The sequence below is a fragment of the Gimesia alba genome, from assembly GCF_007744675.1.
Classification (GTDB): Bacteria; Planctomycetota; Planctomycetia; order Planctomycetales; family Planctomycetaceae; genus Gimesia; species Gimesia alba.
Genome location: NZ_CP036269.1, coordinates 7,234,962 through 7,259,143 on the forward strand (window position 1 = coordinate 7,234,962; position 24,182 = coordinate 7,259,143).

15 protein-coding genes and 1 tRNA gene are annotated in these 24,182 nt (G+C 50.4%); 8 read left to right on the forward strand and 8 right to left on the reverse strand.

Going from position 1 to position 24,182, the window contains the following annotated elements; all coding sequences use genetic code 11:
• Window positions 1-104 precede the first annotated feature (104 nt).
• Window positions 105-644 carry a translation initiation factor IF-3 gene (gene infC / locus Pan241w_RS27090; protein WP_145222281.1) on the reverse strand — a complete coding sequence of 180 codons (540 nt, stop codon included), beginning with the start codon at window positions 642-644 and terminating at the stop codon, window positions 105-107.
• A 297-nt stretch (window positions 645-941) separates the two neighbouring features.
• Window positions 942-3,467: a TolC family protein gene (locus Pan241w_RS27095; RefSeq protein WP_232107288.1), complete on the reverse strand. Its 2,526-nt coding sequence runs from the start codon at window positions 3,465-3,467 to the stop codon at window positions 942-944.
• A gap of 407 nt (window positions 3,468-3,874) precedes the next feature.
• Here Pan241w_RS27095 and Pan241w_RS27100 point away from each other — a divergent pair, with 407 nt between their 5' ends.
• Window positions 3,875-5,941 (forward strand): efflux RND transporter periplasmic adaptor subunit, encoded by a 2,067-nt coding sequence (locus Pan241w_RS27100; protein WP_145222284.1) that lies wholly within the window; start codon window positions 3,875-3,877, stop codon window positions 5,939-5,941.
• Here Pan241w_RS27100 and Pan241w_RS27105 read toward each other — a convergent pair.
• Window positions 5,938-7,188, reverse strand: a complete 1,251-nt coding sequence (locus Pan241w_RS27105) for an FG-GAP repeat domain-containing protein (RefSeq protein WP_145222286.1) — start codon at window positions 7,186-7,188, stop codon at window positions 5,938-5,940. The genes Pan241w_RS27100 and Pan241w_RS27105 overlap by 4 nt on opposite strands.
• Before the next feature lie 367 nt (window positions 7,189-7,555).
• Here Pan241w_RS27105 and Pan241w_RS27110 point away from each other — a divergent pair, with 367 nt between their 5' ends.
• A complete protein-coding gene (locus tag Pan241w_RS27110) occupies window positions 7,556-7,996 on the forward strand; it encodes a hypothetical protein (protein ID WP_145222289.1) in 441 nt (146 codons plus the stop codon).
• 73 nt (window positions 7,997-8,069) lie between these two features.
• Complete coding sequence (locus tag Pan241w_RS27115) at window positions 8,070-9,188, forward strand: hypothetical protein (protein ID WP_145222291.1); 1,119 nt, start codon at window positions 8,070-8,072, stop codon at window positions 9,186-9,188.
• Between the two features lie 30 nt (window positions 9,189-9,218).
• Here the strand turns inward: Pan241w_RS27115 and Pan241w_RS27120 are convergent, their stop codons facing one another.
• The 3 genes from Pan241w_RS27120 to Pan241w_RS27130 all read right to left on the reverse strand — a co-directional run bounded on the left by Pan241w_RS27120 (window position 9,219) and on the right by Pan241w_RS27130 (window position 11,303).
• Window positions 9,219-9,578, reverse strand: coding sequence for a hypothetical protein (locus Pan241w_RS27120; RefSeq protein WP_145222294.1), 360 nt, complete (start codon window positions 9,576-9,578; stop codon window positions 9,219-9,221).
• Between the two features lie 12 nt (window positions 9,579-9,590).
• Window positions 9,591-10,496, reverse strand: a complete 906-nt coding sequence (locus Pan241w_RS27125; protein WP_232107289.1) for a DUF58 domain-containing protein — start codon at window positions 10,494-10,496, stop codon at window positions 9,591-9,593.
• 99 nt (window positions 10,497-10,595) lie between these two features.
• Window positions 10,596-11,303: a 3-keto-disaccharide hydrolase gene (locus Pan241w_RS27130; RefSeq protein WP_145222299.1), complete on the reverse strand. Its 708-nt coding sequence runs from the start codon at window positions 11,301-11,303 to the stop codon at window positions 10,596-10,598.
• Between the two features lie 276 nt (window positions 11,304-11,579).
• On the opposite strand from Pan241w_RS27130, the gene Pan241w_RS27135 reads away from it, so the two are divergent.
• From Pan241w_RS27135 to Pan241w_RS27155, 5 genes are all read left to right on the forward strand, one after another.
• On the forward strand, window positions 11,580-13,052 hold the full coding sequence (locus Pan241w_RS27135) for a sulfatase family protein (RefSeq protein ID WP_145222302.1): 1,473 nt from the start codon (window positions 11,580-11,582) through the stop codon (window positions 13,050-13,052).
• Window positions 13,053-13,271: 219 nt separating this feature from the next.
• A tRNA-Met gene (locus Pan241w_RS27140) sits at window positions 13,272-13,345 on the forward strand.
• Between the two features lie 234 nt (window positions 13,346-13,579).
• Entirely contained in the window at window positions 13,580-14,011 is a 432-nt protein-coding gene (locus Pan241w_RS27145) for a BlaI/MecI/CopY family transcriptional regulator (RefSeq protein WP_145222305.1), read from the forward strand.
• Window positions 14,012-14,243: 232 nt separating this feature from the next.
• Entirely contained in the window at window positions 14,244-16,313 is a 2,070-nt protein-coding gene (locus Pan241w_RS27150; protein ID WP_198000182.1) for a M56 family metallopeptidase, read from the forward strand.
• A 42-nt stretch (window positions 16,314-16,355) separates the two neighbouring features.
• A complete protein-coding gene (locus Pan241w_RS27155) occupies window positions 16,356-17,687 on the forward strand; it encodes an outer membrane protein assembly factor BamB family protein (protein WP_145222311.1) in 1,332 nt (443 codons plus the stop codon).
• 889 nt (window positions 17,688-18,576) lie between these two features.
• Here the strand turns inward: Pan241w_RS27155 and Pan241w_RS27160 are convergent.
• Complete coding sequence (locus Pan241w_RS27160; RefSeq protein WP_198000183.1) at window positions 18,577-19,569, reverse strand: beta-propeller domain-containing protein; 993 nt, start codon at window positions 19,567-19,569, stop codon at window positions 18,577-18,579.
• A gap of 123 nt (window positions 19,570-19,692) precedes the next feature.
• Window positions 19,693-24,135: a right-handed parallel beta-helix repeat-containing protein gene (locus Pan241w_RS27165; RefSeq protein ID WP_145222314.1), complete on the reverse strand. Its 4,443-nt coding sequence runs from the start codon at window positions 24,133-24,135 to the stop codon at window positions 19,693-19,695.
• Window positions 24,136-24,182 lie beyond the last annotated feature (47 nt).

Genomic DNA, 24,182 nt, shown 5'->3' on the forward strand with positions numbered 1-24,182 from the left:
TACAATTCGTCAGCCTGAACCGCGCGCAAAGCGAACCAGGGGGGATGATCCTCTTATTCGAGATCCACTTCTGATCCATTTATCGCGTTAAAAGAAGCTGCCGATTAACGAGGCGCCAGCACCATAATCATATTTCGACCGCTGGCCATTGTGGGAGCCTGTTCCACTTTAGCGATCTCGGAAAGCTGTTCCTGAATGTCTCCCAGGATCGTTCGACCAAGTTCATGGTGTGCATTTTCACGACCACGGAACATGATATTGAATTTAACCTTGTCTTTCTGCTCCAGAAATTTGCGGGCACTTTTCAACTTGAACTCGATGTCGTGCTTCCCGATTTTCGGACGCATCCGAATTTCTTTCAGTTGGACCTGATGCTGCTTGGTGTTTTTGCTGGTCTTTTTTTTACGCTCGTACTTCAGCTTGCCATAGTCCATAATCCGACAGACCGGGGGTTTTGCGTCAGAGGCAACTTCAACCAGATCGAGGTTTGCCTCCATAGCTAACTTTAAAGCTTCTGCGGTAGGAATCACTCCTAATTGCTCCCCGTCTTGATCAATGACCCGTACCGGACTGATCCGAATCTGGTCATTAAGTCTCTGCGTTGTTTCGATTGCTTGTTTCTCCTTGTAATGGAAAAAAGAAATAGGTTTCGTGCCTTGCGTGAAAACAACCAGTCAGCAAGACACACTTGTGTATTATTACCGTCTCTATGAAAAAAAGAACATCTCAATCGAGATGCTTGCTGCTTCACACCAGAATCCGGAAGATTCAATTGGCTAAACTATACTGATACTTCTTAAGTTATATCAATCCTGAAAGCGGGGCAAGTAACACCGACACAGTAATTTTAGCGAAAATCTGAGGATTGACGAGGATTTCCAGCCGCTCCCATGCCGTTATCGCCCAGATTCAGTGGGAGCAGGAGCCCTCTAAAGGGGGGCCTAGTCAGTCTCTTTTAAAGGAAAACGCCGTACCTGATCAGAAAAGTCCCTCAAATTCCGCCGTTTTGTTGCAGGAATGGGTACTGGCTCCCAGCGAGGCCCCGTACTCCTAACTCCTTCGAATGGGTCCTGCGCACCTGAACCGCTTCTGACGGGAAACTCCAGTACTTGGTTCTGGCGTGCTGTCCTCAAACTCGGAGGTTCATCAGCTCTCATATCAGGCTGAAAATTTTGTTCTGCCTGCTGGATTGCAGGAGGAGAGGCGACCGGAGTCGACACATCCGCACCCAAAAAGGCATCCTGCAAGTCGGGCTGGAAATTCGGTTTCGGTCCCGGAGCCAAAGGGAGCTCAGATTCAAATCGCTGCGCGGGCTCGTTGCTGTTCTGTGTTCCTTCCAGATTCTGAATCGGATTCTGCGGTTCCGGTGGCACATTGAAATCGATCGATTGAATTTTCTCATCAAATGATTGCACGGCGGCTTCACTGTTCACGCCAGGCACCGGAGGGACAAAATTTTCTGGCATTGGTTCGGGTGTTGGTTGCGGCTGTTCCGCAGGAATATCGCCTGGAACAAGCAGTTGTGGAAAGACACCCTGATCCAGGTTGCCGGTATAGGACGGCGCCTGAGCCATTGTTCGGACACGTCCTCGTAAACGCTCCCGCTCGGCAGCATCAGCATACGCTTTCTCAGGCCAACGCCCCTCTTCCAGATAAATGCTGTTGTATGCGAGCAAAGAGCCTTTTTCAAACTGGACATTCTTGACGGCCAGCGAGTATTCGACCAACGACCGATAATAGCTTCCATCCGCTTCAGCCTGACGGCGTTGTGATTCTAGCAGCAGATCCAGTGTCGCGTTATCCGATTCGTAAGCCGCCTGTACTGCTGCCACTTCCTGTCTGGCAGCATGACGACGATTAAAAGTTGTTTGCAAAACGGAATACGCACGATCCACATCGGCGATGGCATTACTTAAGCTTTGTACGATAGTTCGTTCCTGTTCATGCAGAATGGCGCGATCGCGGGCCAATTGTAATTCGGCATGACGCATGGCTGCGTGTGCCTGGCGTTTTCCCAAAGGTACCGATAGTTCTAACCCCAATTGCCATTCCTGAAAATCGCCATCAAACAGGTTATTCAGGGCACCATCAAACCGTCCGGTGTCATTTCCTTCGGCCAGATAATTGCGACCGAAGCCACGCCAACGATATCGGCCAATCAAATCCAGTTCGGGCAACAGGAAGTTCTTATTCGCTTGCAGTTCCAGTTCTCTTTTTTTGATTTGCCAGCGTTGACGGCGAATTTCCGGTCGACGATCCAGCGCTTCGACCAAGGTTTCTTCCCAGTCAAATTCAACCCGTGCCAGTGAAGGTTCGTCGGCGGGACGAATTAATCGACCATCATTGATGGGAATTCCCAACAGCATTCGCAAGCGACGTTCAGCGACATACACGCCGTGATTACTTTGGAATGTGCCGCCCTGACTACCATTGTTGGTGTGTGTTCCATTTAACAACCGGCCACTCAAGGCGTTTTCTACTTCAGCCTGATAACGGAAGTATTGTTCGCGAGCCTGTGCTTCTTTCTCAGCTTCTCCGCCACGCCGCCCGTTTTCATATAACGCACGAATTCTCCGCCAGGTTTCTAAGGCAGAATCGCGGGCCATGATCTTGGCATCCAGATCACGATAACCGTAGTATAGATCCCAGTAGGCATTCTCAACATCACTCACCAGATCACGGACAGAGATTTCAAACTCTCCCAGACTGATATCAGTATTAATGCGGGCAATGATCACCCCGTTAACCACACCGGGTGTGTTACTCGGGCCTGCCAGTTGATTAAAATCAATGCCACCACCACGTAACAGGGGATGACGAAATTCCATTTCGATGTTGTTCTGATACGCATGCGGAAACTGGTTACCAGGAGAATTGTTCGCGTCGTAGTCAATGTAATCACGTAGCGTAAATTCGGTCCCGGTCATGGCGCGTTTCGTTAATTGCGCCTGAATCACCATCGCATCCTGTCGTAACAAACGTGTTCCCCCGCCGAAGAAGACGTTGTTTAACGCTTTGTCATTTTTCTCAAAAAACGTACTGGCAGACAGCGTCGTATCGTAGGCACTTAAAGCACCTTCGACACCATAGCGCGGATCCGCTTCTGTAATTGCAGGATCATATTTTGTATGCAGGGCAGCTGGCGTGTTTAAGGAAACTCCGCCTACATCACCCAGAACTTTTGAATGCTGCAATGCCAGATGCATGGCCTGTTCGAGCGTCAGGTCCCAATAGTCGGGCGTTGCTGAACTGGAAAGCATGGCAGGAGCCTGTGTGCCAATCGTATCACCTTCATCGACTTCTTCCACATTCGGATATTCAATCTCCGTCAGAGCGCGCTGATAGATTTCTTCGTTTTCCACGAATTCATCTTGCAGCGAATTCTGATCCAGGAAATGGCTGCACCCTGGGCCCAGCATGACGACTGCTGCTAACAGAAGCTTCACTCGGGCTATGAAAGAATTCATCAGTTAACCTTGGTCAGATTGGACCATTGACACTAAAAGAGAGATACTCTCTGAACTCATCGGCATTCGAACACCTTCCTCCAAAGTGAATTTTCCATACAATCGTAATATTCAGCATAATCGGACAACCGGTACGCACACCCAGGGTACCCCAAACACCTTACTCACCCTGTTCAACCGATCTGATTTGCGAATTCGTATTTTGGAACGGAGATTCGATCAGAGAAACTGCGCAATAAGTTAAAGTTGTACACTAATTACTTTCGTAAGCCTGACTGTTTTCGGGACTCCATCCGCGTACATTTCCCACTACTGTGATAGGATGCAATAGAATTAGATTTCAACCGAAATATTGCTCCAGTTAATCCAGGAATCGTCTTTCTGAAACCCTCATTCATTTGAATCACATGACGACCGATGAATCCTCCTCCATAGAGAATCTCTGGCAGGAAATTGAAGAGCTGGTCCTGGGGCTGGCTCAACTCTCCCGCACCGAGATAGCAAGCCAAACGTTTTACTCGGAGTTACTCTCGCGCGCTGTGCGAGGTATGTCTGCTCTGGGGGGGACGTTGTGGATTCCCGATGCGCGCGGAAATTGGGAAATTCTGCACTCTGCCGGTGTGAACCCGGAAACGAATCCCAAGTCGCCACTCAATTCAAAGGAAATCGAACAGCATCGTCGGCTGCTTAACGAAGCATTACAGGAAAACCGTCCGGCAACGATCACAGCGCATGCCGGACTGTCCGATCAACTTCAGGGTAAAAATCCGCTGGATGAAAATCTCATCCTGTGCCCGGTCGCTATTATTGAACATCATCCAGACCCACGCACGGGCCTTCTGGAAATCGTACACCAACCACCTCAATCCTTTGCTGCCCAGGATGGCTATCTCCGTTTCATTAGCGCCTTATGTGAAATCTCTCAAGACTACTGTCAGCACAAACAATTACAGAAACTGCAGGAACTCGAATCGCTGTGGGAAGAGTTCGAACGTTTTTCGGAGCACGTCCATTTACATTTAGACTCAGAGCAAACCGCGTATATCATCGCCAATGAAGGCAGAATTTTAATCAACTGCGATCGGCTTTCAGTCCTGCAGCGGACTGGGTCCACATACCGCCTGATCGCCGCCAGCGGTGTTGACGCCATAGAACGTCGGTCTGAATCGGTACAACGACTGGAAACGCTGGTCGGCTGCATCCAATCGCTGAATCGTCCTTACTGGATCATGGAAGCAGAGGAAAAATATCCACCACAGATTACCGAGCCATTACACGCCTATCTCGACCTGGCCTCTTCACGCTCATTGATGATCTTCCCCCTGCAGCACATTACCGCTGAAACAGCAGACAGCACTCCCGAATCCCGACAACAAAATCGATCAGACGCGCAGCAACTCACAATTGGTGCGATCGTAATCGAACAGTTTCATGAAGTCACACCGGGCAACACCGTGCTGGATCGGGCGATAGCGGTTTCGCGACACGGGGGAACCGCCCTGCATAATGCGCTGCAGTTCGAAAGCTATCCTTTCTTCCCGATTCTGAAACACTGGTCACATTCGCCACTCCGTAAAAAAAAGATGACGTGGCGCAACCTGATTGCCACCGGCCTGGCACTGGCACTGATCTGTGTAATTTTGGTTTTTACCCCCGCTGACTTTACCATCGAAGGCACCGGTGCACTGCAACCAGTCGAGCAGCAAAACATCTTTGCGACAGCGGATGGCATTGTCGACCAGATTCTCGTCCACCAGGGGGAGCAGGTTCAAACTGGCACAACTTTGGTTGTCTTGCGCGATTCCGATCTGGAACTGGAATTCAGTCGTGTTCGCGGGGAAATTCAGACGGCGCAAAAACGCCTGGCGGTCATTCAGGCAGCGCGACTGGAACTGAATCCGACTGATGCGAACGCCTTACAACAGGCCAACCGTCTGACCGCCGAACAGGAAGAACTGAATGAACGCCTGAAAAGTCTGCACAATCAACGGGCCTTACTCAAACAGCAACAAGATGCGTTGACTCTCAAAAGCCCACTTCCCGGTGAAGTCCTGACCTGGGATTTACAGGAGAAATTACTGGCCCGGCCCGTACAGCGCGGGCAGCGATTATTAACCGTTGCCGACCTGAAAGGCCCCTGGATCCTGAAAATGCAGGTTCCCGATTCCGAAATTGGTCATGTGCTCGAAGCACAACGGCAGAACAAAGGCCCGCTTAGCGTTTCGTTTCTCCTGTTAACTGACCCGGATCAAACCTATCAGGGCACGATTGAAACGATTGCCGCCACCGCTGAACCAGACAAGGATGGCATTCCCACGGTACAGATTACGGTGAAACTGGATCACGAATCGATCAAAGGACTGCGTCCCGGTGCCTCGGTACTTCCCCAGATTGACTGCGGGAAACGTGCACTGGGTTACGTCTGGCTCAGACGTCTATTCGAAACGGTGCAACGCGAAGTCTTTGCCTTTTAACGTCGATTCGATTTCACCGGATTTTCGTACCAGAACACACCCAATCCTTTTTTCTGATCTCGCTCTTCGCACGAAAGCACATCCAGATCACCGTCGGCATCAAGATCCAACAGCTCAATCCGATCAAACTTGATTCCGCGTGGGCCGCTGATTTCATGCGTCTGCCAGGTCTCCTTTGATCCCTGTTGAGAATAACTCATCCAGAACATTCCTGATTTGGGTGGGTTCGCATTTCCACAACTGAAGACCACGTCGGGCTGTCCATCTAAATCGATATCGCCGACCGCTACCCCTTTGCCGTGCTCGGTATTATTCGGAAAGGGGATCACCTGCTTCTCCCACTTCAGACCACTCGCATCCAGACGACGGAACCAGAGCAATTCATCCGGGATACGAGTCACCACCAGAATGTCACGTAAGCCATCCTGATCGAGATCCGCCACGTGCGCGAACATCACTTCCCGATCTCGGCCGCCCACCCAATGATTTTTCCAGGGAGATGTTGTCGAAGTAGCGAGATCTCCCGGATTTTCCAGCCAGCGACAACCACGTAGCTTTCCTTTGCGGTCTGTCGTTAACAGATCCTGATCTCCGTCGCCGTCCATATCAATCGCAAACAGCGACATGATCCAACCAGCCGGAGAGAGAGACTTCCATTGATAATTCGCAAGTTCACGCGGATTCTCTCCAGGCTGAAACCAGCCGATTTGTGCTCCTTTCCCTTTCCCGGCGGCGACTAACTCCATCCCTGGTTGCTGATCCAACTGGGCAGGTGTTGCAAACATCCACATCATTTTGCGCTGGGAGCTTGGCAGGAATTCCTGACGCCATTCGTTTTGAAACGGCTTGGTTGCAGGTGGCCAATGCACAAACACCGTCTGGCTTTTTCCTTCGCAACAACTGACCACTTCCAGTCGACCATCACGGTCAAGATCAATCCAGGCAGCATCTTCCACCTGAGGAGTATCCCCAACAGTAATCGCTGGCCAAAGCTGTTTGACGTGGTCCGGCCCCGGATTGTGATAAATGCGAGTCCGACCGCCTTCTTCCCAACCGGTGGCTATGTCCTGCAAACCATCTCCGTCGACATCAGCCAGTTTGGCCCCATCAGCGCCTCGGGAAGATTGATCGATGATATGAATTTCCCAAGGCGTTCCCCGTTCTGTTTCCTCTGCCAGCCCATTCGCCATGAGCAGCGTACTCAACAACAGGCAAAGCCCTCCCTTGTATTTTAAATCACTGCGCATTTTGAAACCCTCAGGTAAAAGTTCATATTTTTATCCGCTGATCCAGTATCCATTGACTAGGACAAAATCGCAATGTTGCTTCGTGTCGCAAGTAATTTTAGACAGTCATCAATGGCCTTCTTGACAGTAGATTTCCTTAGTAAATTAAGGGTTTTCTTCACTTTTCCAAGTCAAAAAACACTTCCGTTTCCGGAACAGCCTGATAACCGGATCATTCAGAATAATCGATAAAGTTTCCCGTCAACGATAGCCGATCATCCTTAGGTACAGGCGATTGTACAACTGATGGTGACCAGCATGATGCAGGTCAGCATTGGAACTACTGTGACAAAGGATTGTCACATTCAAATGGGGGAGGAAACCGCGAATGCGCGCAGCATTTGTCTGCATAGTCATGATCCAGCCATTAATAGTGAGCTCCGGCTGCCAGTGCTTTAAGGCCAGCAATCTCTATTATAATCTGATCGATGATGTCAGCGACACACAAATCTATGCAGACCGCTTCTATCGTCCCACCTGGGACCTGACGCGCATTGGCAAACCAGACTGGTGTCAATCTCGATTTAACCGCTGGTGGTGTAACTGTTGTAGTGACTGCCGTCCACACTATATCAGCGCTGCACCGATTACCGACTACAGCAGCCAGCATGAGCAGAACAGTAACAGTGAAGCTCATGATGACCTGATCCCTCTTCCCGAACCTTCGACTTTTGTGCCGCCTGATCCGTTTCCGAACGAAGCGAAAACAGAGCCTACTCTGGAGGAAGGTCCGGCACTTGCCCCTTCCGCCTCAGAGCCCTCGTCCTAGTAACCAGATACGGTCAGAACAGGTACATCACCAAGACAACATAAGTTGACAGCGGAAAGAAACAGGTCTTCACATGATTAAAATGGATAAGACACGATTGACTCAGCGACTGACGATCCTGGTAATTACTGTCACAAGCACCATTACGATTCCTGTTCTCACAACATCAGCACAACAAGCACAAATCAATGAGCGCGATGGCCAGAGCCCGGCCCTGACGAAGTCGGCTGCCGATCAATATCTTCTTAAAGACACTGATCGGCAGCTGACAGAATTCCAACAACAACAAAAACCCGCAGACAAGCAAATCAGAGTTCCTGACGAAGAAGATCTGATTTCAATACACTCAAAAGGATCCTCCACACGTGCGTCAAGGAAAGCCGGTCTGGCACAACTGCCTTTAGACCAGATGACTCCCGCGAACCGTACGAATGCCGAACATGTACTGAAAGATCTGAGCATGTTTCGGGCACTGCCGAAGATTCAATTTGACGTGAACCACAGTGCCTATGCATTTTTCATCGCACACCCTGATGTCGTCGTGAGCATCTGGAGAGAGATGAAACTTTCGGAATTCCAGATGTGGCAGACTGGCCCCTACTCTTATGAAGTGGATGCCGGCGATGGAACCCTGGGCACGCTGGAAGTCATTCATCAGACACCGAAAGAAACAATCGTACTCTGCTCGGGCGTTTATAAAAGCCCGCTGATTGCAAAACCGATATCTGCCAAAGCACTGCTGCATCTGCAGACGGAATATTATTCCGGCGATGATAAAAAAATGGACTCGGTATCGCATCAGGTCACAATGTACGTTTCATTTCCTTCTCAGACAGTCGAGATGGCGGCTAAGATTCTGGCCCCCGTCAGCAATGTAATTCTGGATCGCAATTTCAAAGAAGTCTCGATCTTCATGCACATGATGTCGTTAGCCATGGAACGCCAGCCGGGCTGGGTCGAACGTATCGCGGGTCGTCTGAAAGGGGTGCTACCCATTCGTCGACCTCAGCTGCTCAAAGTCGCCGCCCGTGTTTACATTGATGGGAAAGCACGCCAGAACAAAATGGCTCCAAATCGTCTGCAACCACCGCAGCCGATTGATGTGATTACGCAAACCAGCGACGAAGCACCACGGAAACTGCCCACCAATATCCGAGTGCAGCCAGTGAGCCGTGCTCAAAGCCCGATGTAATCAGAGCGGGCTCGATTGCTTTGTTTGTCTTCAGCGTCGTGGAGAACGTTTCTTCTTGCGAGGCCGCAGGACAAAGCCAATCACGGCAAAGATGATAATCAGGGGCACCGCAATTTTGGGACGATAGGCGACACCAAATATCGCTAAAATCAACCCCACAAAAAACCAGGGAGAGACGTTGGCCCAGGCTGCCTCCCGATTCTTACCCGGCAGTGCCAGCCAGAACGCAAACATCAGCAGCCCGACGCGCATGAACGCTCCGGTGGCTGCCACTTTCTGAGCGAACTGCTCGACGGTCACGAACTGATGCAGGTAACCGGCTGTGAGCAGGCAGGCAAGTGAGATCACACCGACCATCGTGCGGTTTATAGGAATTTTTTCGCCTGACATGATTTCAATCAATCACTTTCGTCCGGGTCGCGTTCGCTGATTCAGAAAGGCCCCCAACGCCAGGTGGTACGGATCAGTCGTCCGGTACTTGAGATAATCCACTTTAACTGAGCCACACTGCCGGGACAACGTATCACAAAATTCCTGATACTGCTCCAGATAGCGTGCCCTGAGCTGGTGGGGATCAACCAGTTGATGATGGCCGCTTCGTTCCAGGCTGCGGAACTGCGTCGGTTTGCTGAATGGGAACTCTTCTTCTTCCGGCGTCACCACTTGAAACAGAAGTACTTCATGGCGGTCATGTCGTAACTGTTTTAACGTAGTCGTTAATGCTTCCGGCTCATCAAAACAATCAGAAATCAACACTACCAGACTGCGGCGTTTGATCAAAGGCTGAACTTCATTCAAGACAGTGGAGATGGCCGTTTCATGCCGCGGCTTGGCATTCTCCAGAATTTCCAGCATCTGACCAAAGTTCTTCGGATTCGCCGAGGGTTCAATAAAATCACGCCGCGCCTTATCAAACGTAATCAGACCGACCGCGTCACGCTGGCTCAACAATAAATATCCCAGCGCCGCCGCTAACTGACGAGCGTAATCAAACTTACTGAGCGTCTTACCCGCGTACGCCATGCTGCCGGAACAATCGAGTAGCAAATAGCAGCGTAAATTGGTCTCTTCTTCAAACTCTTTGACGTAATACTTTCCGGTCTTGCCATAGGCTCGCCAGTCGATGTGTCTAATTTCATCGCCGGGATAATACTGCCGATGCTCTACGAATTCGACACTTGCCCCCTTATAAGGGCTTTTGTGCTGCCCCATCATAAAGCCTTCGACGATCAACCGCGTGACCACTTCCAGCTTGCCAAAGCGAGCCAGCGCAGTCGGGTCAGACAGTGGTGCATCAGAGGAGAGCATAAAGTGAAGTTTCGTTAAAAATTCAGCACTTATAAAACAGAAAGCGCAGAGAGGTGGCTCTCTACGCTTTCATATCAATCAAAGTCAGATTATTCAAAGTTAATCCAGCTCTTTAATAAACACGTTGCGAAAATAGAGTGTATTCCCGTGATTCTGTAATTCAATCTGGCCAGTTTCATAAATGGGTTTATCGCGTTCCCAGTAGTTTTCCAGTGTCGTATTATCGACGACCAATTTTCCATTTAACCAGACACTGACCTTCTCCCCGACCATTTTAATCCGGAACGTATTCCATTCCCCCACAGGGTTGTCTGCTGTCAACAGAGGCTTATCAGGATTCTTCTTATTATTGTACAGTCCGCCGGAACCGACTCCGTTGGCTGCCTTCACCGCGGGATCCCAGATCTGCACCTGGGGTGATCCACGCAGATAGATTCCACTATCTCCGTCTTTCTTGATTTTCCAGTCTACCAGCATATCAAAGTTTTTGTAGTCCTTCGCAGTACACAAACTTTTTCCTTTGCCATCAAATACAAGAACACCATCAACGACGTTCCAGTGATCGCGCATCTCCTGGTCTGCTTTTTTTTGTGCTTTCGCCAGTTCTTCAGGGCTCATTTTCGCGCGAGTCTTGGGGTTGCCCACGAGACCTTTCCAGCCACTTAAATCCTTACCGTTGAACAAAGCCTTATACCCTTTCGGAGGCTGATTCAACTTACCTTCTCCCGCTGCTGCAAAATTCAAGGCGGAAACAGCCAGCAGCACAGCACACATTGTTGCGACGCGTTTCATAGATCTCATAGTCATTGCTTTCGTTCTGATATCAGTATTAGGAGCTCCCTGGCCACCAGATTCTCGACTCGGGCAGGAAGAGCGAACTCATCAAGAATTACTTAATTATCGAAAGGAATCCCCCCTGTCGCAAGCCAGTCCTGACCGAATTCGCACGTTTCGCATAAACTCCCCCGCTTTCCCAGTTGCCGATTTGCGATTGGTCCTCGCGGCGATTAGAATCAATTCTAAGACATACAGTAATTCATTCATCCGATTCCCGCCTTTTACTTCCATTGAGAAAGCAACACCATGTATCGATGTCTCTACGGAATGCTCTGCCTGCTGCTGTTTGTTTCCGTCGAACCAGCGTCTGCTGCTGCAAAGCAGAAAAATGTTCTGGTGATTGTTGTCGACGACCAGGGCTTTCAAGCTGGCTGTTACGGCAACAAGGTCATCAAAACCCCCGGCATCGATATGCTGGCTGAATCAGGAACCCGCTTCACGCGCGCCCATTGCACCACCGCCAGTTGCTCTGCCAGCCGCTCGGTGATTATGACAGGCCTGTATAACCATGCCACCGGCCATTATGGTCACGCACATGGTTACAACCATTTCAGTACCTACGCCACGGTGAAATCACTGCCGATCATTCTGGAAGAAGCCGGCTATCGAACCTGTTCGATTGGAAAATATCATCTGGCTCCCGAATACGTCTATCAGTTTCAGGAATACCGCAATAAAGGAGTTCAGGGAAACCGAAATTCAATCCGCATGGCTGCCAACGCCAAAGAATGGATTACCGAAGACGACGATCGGCCTTTCTTCCTATATTACTGCAGCAGCGACCCCCATCGAGGGGGCGGCCCCGACGGCTATTCCAATTTCAATGACGACCCCGATCACTATCCCGGCGTGACTCCCATCAAATACAAACCGGAACAGATCCAGGTTCCGCCGTGGCTTCCCAATCACCGAGAAGTTCAGGAAGAACTGGCGGAATACTATCAGGCCATCTCTCGACTCGATCAGGGCGTGGTCTCTCTGATTAATACTTTAAAAGAGACCGGCCATTGGGAAGACACACTGGTCATGTTCCTCAGCGATAATGGCCCCCCGTTTCCGGGCGCAAAAACCAACCTCTATCAGCCAGGCATGAATCTGCCTTTAATCGTCCGTGATCCGAGCCAGAAAAAACAGGGCATCACGACCGACGCGCTGGTCACTTGGGCCGACCTGACACCCACGATCCTGGATTATTGTGATGTGACCCCCAAACCAGTGCCTCCCCTGCGAACAGTCGAAAACAATGGCAAACGCGTTGAAGGACGAGGCAAACCAGTCCCCTGGAAATTCCACGGCCGTTCCTTCTTAAGTGCCCTCGGAAAAGAACAGGCCCCCGAATTTGACGAAAGTTACGCATCCCATACATTCCATGAAATCACCATGTATTATCCGATGCGGGTCATTCTCAGCGGCAACTATAAGTACATTTTCAACATTGCCCATGAACTCCCCTACCCCTTCGCATCCGATTTATATCGGTCTCCCACCTGGCAGGGCGTTTTGAAACGGGGTGATAAAATGTTCGGCCAGCGAACGGTTTACTCGTATCTGCATCGGCCCAAACACGAACTGTATGATTTGAAAGTCGATCCGTATGAAGCGAAGAACCTGGCATTTGAGCCGGAGCATCAGGAGACTCTGAAGAAAATGCAGGAAAAACTGAAAGCCTGGCAGCAAAAGACCAAAGATCCTTGGTTCCTGAAGTGGGAATATGAATGATTAGCCCCAGATTAACGCCTGATCTGGCGATATTGGGACCGAATTCAGGGAATTTAGAGAAAGTTACTCGACGAATGCGGGGGACGTGTCTATAATCGCGAGATACAGTAACAGTATTTGCTTACTGTATTTAGGGCTTTAAACAAATAAGTGACGTCTGTATAAGATGTTACTTCAAGCTTAAACTGCTCTTAAATCGTCCTCTCACAGGACCCATAACGCGGGGTGGAGCAGCCCGGTAGCTCGCGAGGCTCATAACCTCGAGGTCGCAGGTTCGAATCCTGTCCCCGCCACTTATTTAACCCCGGAATCGCAAATTTTGCCGATCCGGGGTTTTCTTATGCGCAAAGCTGAAAAGAGCATATCGCGGATTCATTCTTCTAGCCTGCTTTCATCGACGTCCAGATTTTTGTTGACAACATCTGTCGTCAGTTTATACTCTGGCTGACGACGAGCGTCGTCTTATAAATCTCAACAACGAACAGACTAGACTGCTTGTCCTCATTCACTGTAATTGAAAGACGCTCATGGCTCCCGAAGGTACTCTAACTCCCGCGCAATTTGAAATCATGAACGTGGTCTGGAATCATGCGCGACAAGGTGCGACAGTCGCTGAGATCTGGCGGGAAATCTCGGAATCGCGCGAGGTGTCTCGGACCACAATCCTGAATTTAGTTGACCGGTTAGAAAAACGCGGCTGGTTAAAACGGCGAGAGGGACAAGGAGTCAATCGCTTTGTTGGAACGTTAAGTCGCGACAAGACCGCTTCCCTACTCACGGGTGATTTCGTAGACGACTTCTTTGGAGGATCAGCCAGCGAACTCGTCATGAGTCTATTGGGTTCGAAGCGACTCAAGCCTGATGAGATCCAGCAATTGGAACGACTGATTGAAGACTACACATCCCAGGCAAAATCGCCGGAACAAAACGAGAGAAAGGCCCCCCGGAATGATCGTTGATATCTGGTTCCTCGCCCCCTCATTTTTGTTCGGCCTGCTGAGCATTGCCATTACAACAACGCTGACATGCGCCCTCGGTCTGATCGTCTCTTGTGTAGTTCGATCTTCCGTAATTCAACACGGGATCCTTTTATCTTCGCTGGTAGTAATTCTGCTATCTCCACTTTTCGTTGGAGTCGTGACGCACAGCGGACTGGGGTGGAACGTCGGTTGGTTGAACAAGGACATGCCAATGCCAATCAACTTCTCAGCAGAACCAGCAGACATTTCAGCGATTGATGTCGCTTCTCAAACAGAAACAACCGAACTGCGGTTCTCTGCTCAGACAACACCGAATATAGAGACTGACTCCGCCTGGAAATCAAACGATGTTTCAACAAGGGTTGGGGAGAAACCTGGCACGTTTTTGTCCAACTCTCCTTTTTCTCAATGGTGGTCTCTTTTCATTCTTGCTGTTCTATCCATCTGGCTTGTGGGAACTCTACTTGCAGTGTCCCGTTTCGTCCGAGGTTATTTCCTCGTTTTCCGCTTGCGTCCTAGCTTACGATCAGTGTCAGCAGAAACACAACAACACGTCAATGAACTCGCTCGGCAATTTGATTTGCGGAATACTCCACAGTGTTTTGAATCCACATATGTGCCAACGCCGCTGATAATGGGTTTATGCAAACCGATGGTTGTGCTGCCTGCTGGAATCGATGAGTGCGTCAACAGCATGCAACTCAGAGCCATGCTGATCCATGAACTCGCACATATTGCACGACGTGACCAGTGGATTGGCTTGTTGCAGCGTGTGGTAACGATTCTATTTTGGTGGCAGCCACTGCTGTACCGTTTAAATTCACAGCTCTCTTCAGTACGAGAAGTCTTGTGTGATAACCATGTCATTCAGCAACAAGAAAACCGTCTCGAATATGCACGCGCGTTAGTAGCACTGGCCAGCCGCATCGCACTCCCCAGCAGGCTGCCGGTAACCATCGGTCTGCTGGAGCAGAGTGACGGGCTGAAAACGCGAGTGACTCGCTTGCTAGACAATCAGCAAACAAATGAAATCCATATGAATCTAGGGAGTCTTTCAAGTGTGGCTGTGTTCTGTCTCTCCGCAACACTCCTGTTTGTAACGACGACAATTCGAGCTGCGCATGCTGCACCGCCAGACAAAGATTCTCACACCGCGACAGTCAGCTCAAAAGAAATTCGGGTGAGTAGCACAGAGGAATTGCATCGTGCCCTCAATAACGCGAAACCGGGAACAACAATTCTCCTCGCGCCAGGCAAGTATCAGGGAGGCCTGAGTCTAAACAACCTGCAGGGAACAGCGAAGCTGCCGATTCGCATTTCTGCTGCTGACCCCGATCAGCGGCCGATCATCGAAGGTGGGAATACCTGCCTGCATCTCATCAATCCAGCGTATGTAGAACTACAACACCTCATTCTCAAAGGTGCTCGCTCGAATGGCCTGAATATTGACGATGGCGGCTCGAAAGAAACCCCCGCCCATCATGTTGTGTTACGCGGCTTGACCATTCAAGACATCGGTTCTAACCGCAACCATGATGGCATCAAGCTCTCTGGATTGAATGATTTTCTCATTCAGAATTGCACGGTCAAACGTTGGGGCAAAAATGGGTCGGGCATTGACATGGTCGGCTGTCAACGTGGCACGGTTTCCGAATGCACGTTCCGCGATGGTGACAAAATCTATGGTAACGGCGTGCAAATGAAAGGGGGAAGCCGAAATATTAGAGTCAGCCACTGCCGCTTTGAAAATGCCGGCGGCCGCGCCATTAATATTGGTGGAAGCACGGGACTTGAATATTTTCGCCCTCGGCCCGCTGGATTTGAAGCCAAAGATATTACTGTAGCAGATTGCACGTTCATCGGTTCCATGGCCGCCGTGGCCTTTGTCGGCGTGGATGGCGCCCACGTGCATCACAATACCATTTATCGCCCAACCCGCTGGGTCTTACGGATTCTTCAAGAAAACAAGAACGACTCATTCGTCCCTTCTCGCAAAGGACGATTTACAAACAATCTCGTTGTACTGCGTTCAGACGAAATTGGTGAAGTCATCAACATCGGCCCCCGGACAGCGCCGGATACGTTCCAGTTCGCAGACAACTGGTGGTACTGCCTGAACCGGCCAGAGAAAACACAACGGCTGGTACGCTTACCAACACAGGAAACCGGCGGCACGTATGGGCGAGATCCCAAGTTAAATGATATGAGTGCAGGTGATCTTCAACTCCACTCCGATAGCCCGGCGTCTGATGCTGGGCCGCGCCGGCAGAGTCGTCCATAAAAAACGCTTCTCACAATTCGTTCCTCATTCGTTGAGTCTCCTATGAAATCCGTCAGCATTTTCACCTGGCTTGTATCTGTTTCAGTTCTGTCCGTCTTGACGGGCTGCTCTGATTCCTCGGTTGTCGCGTTGAACGATGATACTCCTCAACCAAAGCCACTGGAAATGGATCGGGCAATCAGCGGCGTGAAGGAAGAGACAACAGCCACGCCTGCAACGGAGATTTCCACAACTAACGCCGTCTATAATTGGCCGTGTTGGCGTGGTCCGGACGGAACCGGCATTTCCCGTGAAACCGGGCTGTTACACGTGTTTCCTGAATCAGGGCCGACCATTCTCTGGCAGGCAAAACTGGGAACAGGTTTCTCAGGACTGAGTATCGCCGATGGACGTCTCATTACCTTGTTCGGTGAAAGTGGGCGGGAAATAATTGTCTGCTTTGATGCAAACTCGGGTCGCAAAATCTGGACCGTAGATTCCGATGCCGATTTCGCGCAAGGGCGCAGCTTTGGACCACGGGCGACTCCCTGGATTGACGGCGATCGGGTCTACGTTGTCGGTGCCTCCGGTATGATTTTTTGTCTTGAAGTAGCCACCGGGAATAAAATCTGGTCTTTTAATATTTACGACCAGTTTGCAATGCAGCAGTTTGTGCATGAAGAAGGGCTCTCCTGTTCGCCAGTGATTTTGGAGAACAAGCTGATTCTTCTCGCGGGTAATTCTGCTTTTGCATTTGATAAACAAAATGGGGAACTGATCTGGCGCGCGTGTCGGGAGAAGATGAATCACACCACACCTCGAGTGGCATACATGGAAAGACGCTCCCAACTGCTGGTTTTGACGGCAGAAAATCTCATCAGCCTTGATCCTCAAACCGGCGAGGAATTCTGGCGTCACCCGCAACAGGCTGTGAATTGCGCATCCCCGGTTGTGGGCCCCGACAATCAGGTTTTTACTGCCGCCGCTTACGGGTTTGGTAGCCAACTGGTCAAACTCACTGGCAACTCTGCAACACAGGTCTATCAGAATAAAGAGCTGGCAACACATCACGCGACCGCTGTTTTATTCGAAGGACACTTGTTTGGGTTCCATGATCGCCCCGGCATCTTTAAATGTGTCGCGTTTCACACTGGAAAAGAGAAATGGTCTTCTCGCTCACCGGGTAAAGGAAAATTGATTATCGCGGACGGGCAGATGATCATCATTACTGAAACCGGAGAACTGGTTTTGGCACCAGTCTCTTCCGATGGTTTTCACCCCGCATCCCAAGCCCGGGTCCTTAAAGGGACGTGCTATACCGCCCCTGCACTGGCCAATGGCAGACTCTATGTGCGCAGTAATCAGCAACTGGTCTGCATTGACATGAAGAAATAAACCGCGCGTCGGTTATTTCCAAGTGTTCTCTTTGATCGGCTTGCCGTCGGTCGTCAGGATTTGAAAGTGATGGAAGCCGGACTTCATTCCTGAGTAACGCCAGACCACTTTCTTGTCCGGAGTGACTTCGAATTACTGCACCTGCATCACCTTGCCGGTATCCGGTTTGTCTATTTTAACGGCAAAATCTCACACGTTCTCCTGATACACGCGCAAAAACGGCTCCATTTCTCAGTCCACAACGCGTGAACAACACGCATCAATGCCCGTCAGATTTCCCTGAAAAGGGGCACAAACTCCCCTTGACTGCGACTCGCCGCCCCCGATACTTGCGGACTTAGCGTCGCGCGCGCGAGACAGCCCCTCGATAAGCACTGCCTGTCCCGATCCTCTACTGATTTCTGCACTATAAAACCCCCTTATTTTTGCTGGTAACGACACAAACATTCTTAAGCAGTGCTCAAACTCCCCCCGGTTTTCGTTACGCAATCGATTGACTTCAGAAACTCTCCCTGAAGGTTCATAGCGGATCACAAGACGTTCAATTGGCATCACACGGTGCTGCTCAGCTTGAACCAGGTTTGGCACTCTCGCTGCGCATATTTTTTCGAAACCATTACACCACCACGCATTCTAACAGATCGTACTGTTTTCACAGAGCTGAAGATCGGCCACCACGTACTGAATGACCACAGACGCACTCAGTTCACAACTACACCTGCGAACGAGAACGCGTGCAAGCCGGTTCGTGGAATCAGCCCGGCGCTCTCAGAGGAATGTTCCCCTGACGCGAACATCCGACAGGTAACGTTAATTGAATCGTTCTGAACAATGACCGCAGAAAAGACCCATTAGCCGCAGGGCGTTAGCCCCGGCGACTGGTCCGCAGTTATTTCCAGGTATTTTCTTTGACTGGTTTGCCGTTGGTGGTCAGAATTTGAAAGTGGTGAAACCCGGATTTCATCCCCGAGTAACGCCAGACCACTTTCTTTTCTGGAGTGACTTCGAATAACTTTACCTGATCTCCCTTGGCGCGATAGCTGGCGATCACGGTGTTGCCGTTCGGCAATCTCTGCGCACCGCAGGCATCCTGGAAGAGCGGCTCTCCCAGATCTGCATTCGTCACGCTCCACACGATCTTGCCAGCGGCGTCTGTCTCGATGATGCGGTTCCCGTTCGTGCAGGCGATTAATGTGTTGCCGTTTTTTAAACGAATGGCGGTGAAAGGCCAGTCCCGTTTCTCGCGCCCCCGTTCATCGGTTGCGATCACCTGCACTACTTCACCGGTATCCGGCTTGTATTCTTTCACAGCAAAGTCGAGCAGATGCGGAGCGATATAATTGCCATTAGGCAACAGACGCAGCATACGGGTTTGCATATGCGCATTTTGTTTCTGGCACTGCAAGGGAGTCGACTTCAGAATCTTGCCTTTACGATTGATGATGATCGCACGCGGTTCCGGCCCCAGTTCGGCAACCAGAAAGGTACCATCTGATAAAGATTGCACGGTGCTGATCTCTTTCTGGCGGCCTTTGTACTGGAACAGAATCTGTTTCGTTTTCCGGTCGACTTCGACCACGCCGCCGTTAGGAAATTCTTTAGTACCATACAACGCCAGCAGGACATTGCCATTTGGTAAAACCCAGCCGTCACTGGCCGGCATGTCGAATTTCCATTCCACGTTCCCGTCCTCGCCGACAATCACCGCCCGATTGGCTTTGCCCACACCCAGAAACGAATGCTTAATTGCAGAATCATCGGCTGCATGCACCGGGGAGGATAAAATGCAACAGCAGACAACCATTAGCATCGCCGACAACAACAGGCGTGATTCAGGAAACAGATTTCGGAGAACGGAGCGAGCGGCGGTTGAGGTTTGCATGAGATTCAGATTCCTGTTGATCAAGGGGCCGTGATGTCAAAGCTCCATTCTAACCGAAGCCCAAGTGACAAGCGACATCGACGACGAATCTCGCAGAAAAATCATCTCAACACCAGTTTCGTTCTAAAACGCGATGAGATCAGTATCCTCTGTCAGGTCGCTGAAAAAGGAATCAGCCTCATCGGCCCAATCAGGCAGACGACGCACACTGGGCGCCAGAGTATCCTGCATCACGCCGTCGGTTTCGTGTTCATGACCCAGCAGATGACCGAGTTCGTGCATGATGACGGTCCAGAGATCGATCTTCCCGAGAGCGTCGCTAAAAGGAAAAGAGGTTAATGAAAGCAAACCAGAAGAATAAAATTCACTATTATCACCGGGGGTGTCATCAACAAACCAGCCATACCCGGCGGCATTGACGTCGACATAGATTGTGCCGTGAACGGTATTACTTAAAACGCCATCTTCCAGATCAACAACTTCAATGTTGACCTGCGCCAGTTTTTCATTGTCCTCTGTCGACAGTTGCGGTTCGAGATACTCAACCACACCATCTAATACTGACTCTGCATCTGCCTGATCAACGGGTCTGGCATCCACCTGTGGTAACAGCACAGGATCAACAGTCAGGTGTTTGTTCCAGGCATTGGGGAAATTTTGAGGATAATTGATCGTAGATTGACGGGCTTTACTCTTACCATAGTTCCCGATGAAAGAAACCAGATCGCGGAAATTAACGCTGTTATTTTGATCCAGGTCTGCGAACCAGGAGTAGTCTGAATTCGACACTCGGGGATCTGAATTATAGACGTTGATAAACAGAACCAGATCGCGGATGTTGACCGCATCGTTATCGTCCAGATCATAAGGATTCGCCCAGACCCGCGTATCAGGTGAAGCTCCATGGACCTCTTCACTGGTAACCCCGCCTGTCAGCAGAATCTCCGTGTTGTGAATTTTGAACTCGGGACTTTGTGAGATCTGGATCTGACCGGCCAGATCCAGATCGATGCCATCATCAGTCGTAGATTCAAACCGGATGCGGGCAAACAGCACGCGTTGATCGTCTCCTGCATCGGTCAGATTCGATTCTGCTGACAGGTTTTCAATCGTGCCCGTCAGATCATTGATCGTTCCGGTCTGATTCACGGTAAACGCGGCACCATATTCGATACTGGTGGCGGTCGTAATCGCTGTGTTGTAACTCAAATTCATTGCTGCAGACAACAGACCGAGGTCTGTCGTAGAGGGTGTGCTGATCCAGATTTCCAGCCAAAAACCACTCCATTCATCGATCCAGGTCAGGTTGTCCGGGAGGGAAGTGCTTTCTCCATTGATCTGTGTAGAAGTCTTTGAGTCGACGATTCGCAAATCGACCTGAGCGAACGGATGTTGGACTTCGAAGGCACCAATATCAATGGACTCTCCCACAAAACGTTCAAACCCAGTGCCGCGCTGGTCATCGGTAGCTTCTCTCCGATTGATAATGGAGAGATTCACATTCTCAAGAGCGGTATCGTCGCCGCCATCGATGGCAGCACTTCCCGGCAGCAACGCATGCGTTTTTGTGAGGCCGCCATTGTCTCTGAGCACAGGATCAAGCAAACCTTCGATACTGTCCTGAATGATGCTGTTGACTCTGGTAAACCAGGGTATAACTTGCGGAGTAGAAGACGCAGAATTTCCGGCAATAATCGTATTGCTGATCGTGCCCATCGAGCCGGGCAGCGAATAGATGCCCCCCCCAACCCTGGCGGCCGCGTTTCCGGTCAACGTGGAATTAACGATCTCCCAAGCCCCGCTCGTTTGATAAAACGTGATGCCTCCACCGACGACCAACGCAGTATTTCCAGAAAGGGTACTGTTTTGAAGAACCAGGGAACCACGGAAGATATAGAGCGCACCACCCGAACTATTGGTCGAATTCTTTTCGAACAGACTGTTTTGGATCGTTAAATTTCGGCAATCACTATAGACGGCTCCTCCGTAAGAGCTTGCCGAGTTTTTGAAAAATGTGGACCCAGTAACCAAGACATTTTCGGCATCGAAAGAGAGGCTCCCTCCCGAACTGGCACTGTTTTCTGTAAAGAGACAATCTTCGATATAGGCATTATGATATGAACTATAAAATCGAACATCCGATAAATAGTGCAATGCCCCGCCGCGTGACTCAGCGGTATTTCCCTGAAAGGTACAATTGGTAATGCTCAATTCCGTCAATACCGGAGAGAACGACGAAGAGATCTGATGATAGATCGCACCACCGGTGCCAGAACTGTTTTCTGTAAAGACCGTATCGCTGACGGTTAAAAGCCCGTCCTTGATGTAAATCCCCCCGCCCAGGGTATCACTGCTGTTTTCCGTAAACGTACTGGAAGAAACAGTCAGGTCGCCATTTTGAACCAGGATCGCTCCACCCGAATAGGACGTTTGATTTTCTGTGAAATCGCATCCGGTAATCGACAGCAAACCCTCGGTACTGTAAATGGCGCCCCCATACCAGTCTGCACTGTTGCGGACAAACGTACTGTTCGTCACCGTCAGGTCGCCGGCACTATAAATGGCCCCGCCATAGCTACCGCCGTGAATCGGACCACTGAAAACACTGGCCTGATTATCTGTAAACAGGACATCAGAGATGGATAAGGTTTCCAGACTATGAATGGCACCGCCACTGGTGACGTTGGCGAAACCATTGGTGAGCGTGAATTCGCTCAAGTCCACACTGATCGAAGTCTCGGCATCGCCGTCATCAATGCGAAAGAGTCGGCGGGTTCCATCGCCGCTGAGGGTCAGATGCTCTGCGCCGTGTCCGATGATGGTCACGTCATCGGTAATCACCAGCTCATTAAACAGCATCAACGTCTGATCAAACAGGCTGGCGTCGAACGTAATGGTCTCGGTCGTCGCTGAGTCATTCGACAGCTTAATCGCTTCCCTCAACGAGAGATTCCCGACGGAATAGTCACCGTCATCGGTATCCGTGGCTGAGTCGACGAGTAAGTGCGATCCCAGATATTCGAACGCGCCCACATCAACGGTTCCCCCAACGATCCTGGGATAACCGAGCCCCCGCTGATCAGTAAAAATCCCGGCACTGAGGATGGCTGAATTGTCACCCGCATTGATGGCAGGACTGTCGGCAAGCAATGCATGTGTCTGAGTGGGTCCACCGTTGTCTCTCAATACCGTATCGAGTAAGCCTGTGCTACTCTCCTGGATGATGTTGGAATTATCAACAAAATTTCCTGCTACTTGAGTATTCGTAAAAAAGGGGGTGCTGTTGCCTGCAATAATCGTGTTTGTGATGCTTGCCGTTTCAGCGCCAGATTGATAAAGGCCCGCTCCAGAAAGCTTGGACTCGTTCAGAATGATCGTAGAGTTCATCACCAGGAATGGAGAGTGGCCTGCAAAAAAGATCCCTCCTCCCGTCGAGGCAGCCACGTTGCGAGAAATCGTACTGTTAAATATTGAAAAGCCTGCCCCCTGAACATAAATGGCGCCGCCACTCACTTTTGCCGTGTTCCTGGAAAAAGTAGACGCCCTCACAGTCAGATCACCATTGCTATTGATCGCACCGCCACTAAAATCGGTCGCATTTCGGAGGAAGGTACTCTCTTCAACGCTCAGCGTTCCAAAGATATTACAGATGGCCCCTCCCGGAAAATCGGCCGTATTCTCCGTAAACTGACTCCCGGAGACCGATGCCACACCATTTCTCATAAAAAAAGCACCGCCATGAAACTTGGCATGATTTCCTGTGAATTCGCTGTTTGAAATGACAACTAATTCTTCTTCAGGCTGCCAGGGAAACGTTCTTTCGTGATGAACGGCGCCTCCACCATTTCCAAGTGCCCGATTCAGAGAAAAATGACACTCAATGATGGTCATCGGCCCTCCTTCATTGAAAATCGCACCGCCAGACGCTGTGACTTCGTTCTCAAAAAAATCGGACTGTGTGACCGTGAGCATGGCCCCTAAGTGAAAAATCGCTCCCCCCTCCCGAGCGGTGTTCCCGGAGAAGCTGCTATGTGTCACAGTCAGATTTTCCGAACTATAGATTGCTCCCCCTTTGTCTTCAAAAATACTCCCCGATTCGGAGTGAAAATATCCATTCGTCAGCGACAGTCCTTCCAGGAAGACATCGATTGCGGATGTTTTGTGACCATCATCGATATTGAATATCCGACTGTCGCCATTTCCATCCAGCGTCAACTGATCAGCGCCCAGGCCGGTGATGGTCAGGTCGTTGGTGATCTGCATCTCAGTGGAAACAACAATCGTCTGCCCTGCCAGCCCAGCATCAAACGTAATCGTATCGGCACCGGAACTTGCGTTGGCCTGTTCGATGGCGTCGCGCAAACTCCCTGCTCCCGAGTCGTCTGTATTCACGACCGTAAACGTCGTCAGCAGTGTGCGGTCTTCCAACCTCTCGGCAGCATTACGGGTGACCAGTGCCTGGGTTGACGGAAGCTGGTGTCGATGATTGCGGCGGGCGCGGGCGCTGCGCAAAAAACAGGGGCGGAGTTGGCGCTTCAGAGAAGAAAGCCACAGCGATGCAAACATTTGATAATATTCCGGTTGGGTATCTGGCAGGTCAGGGATGGATAGTG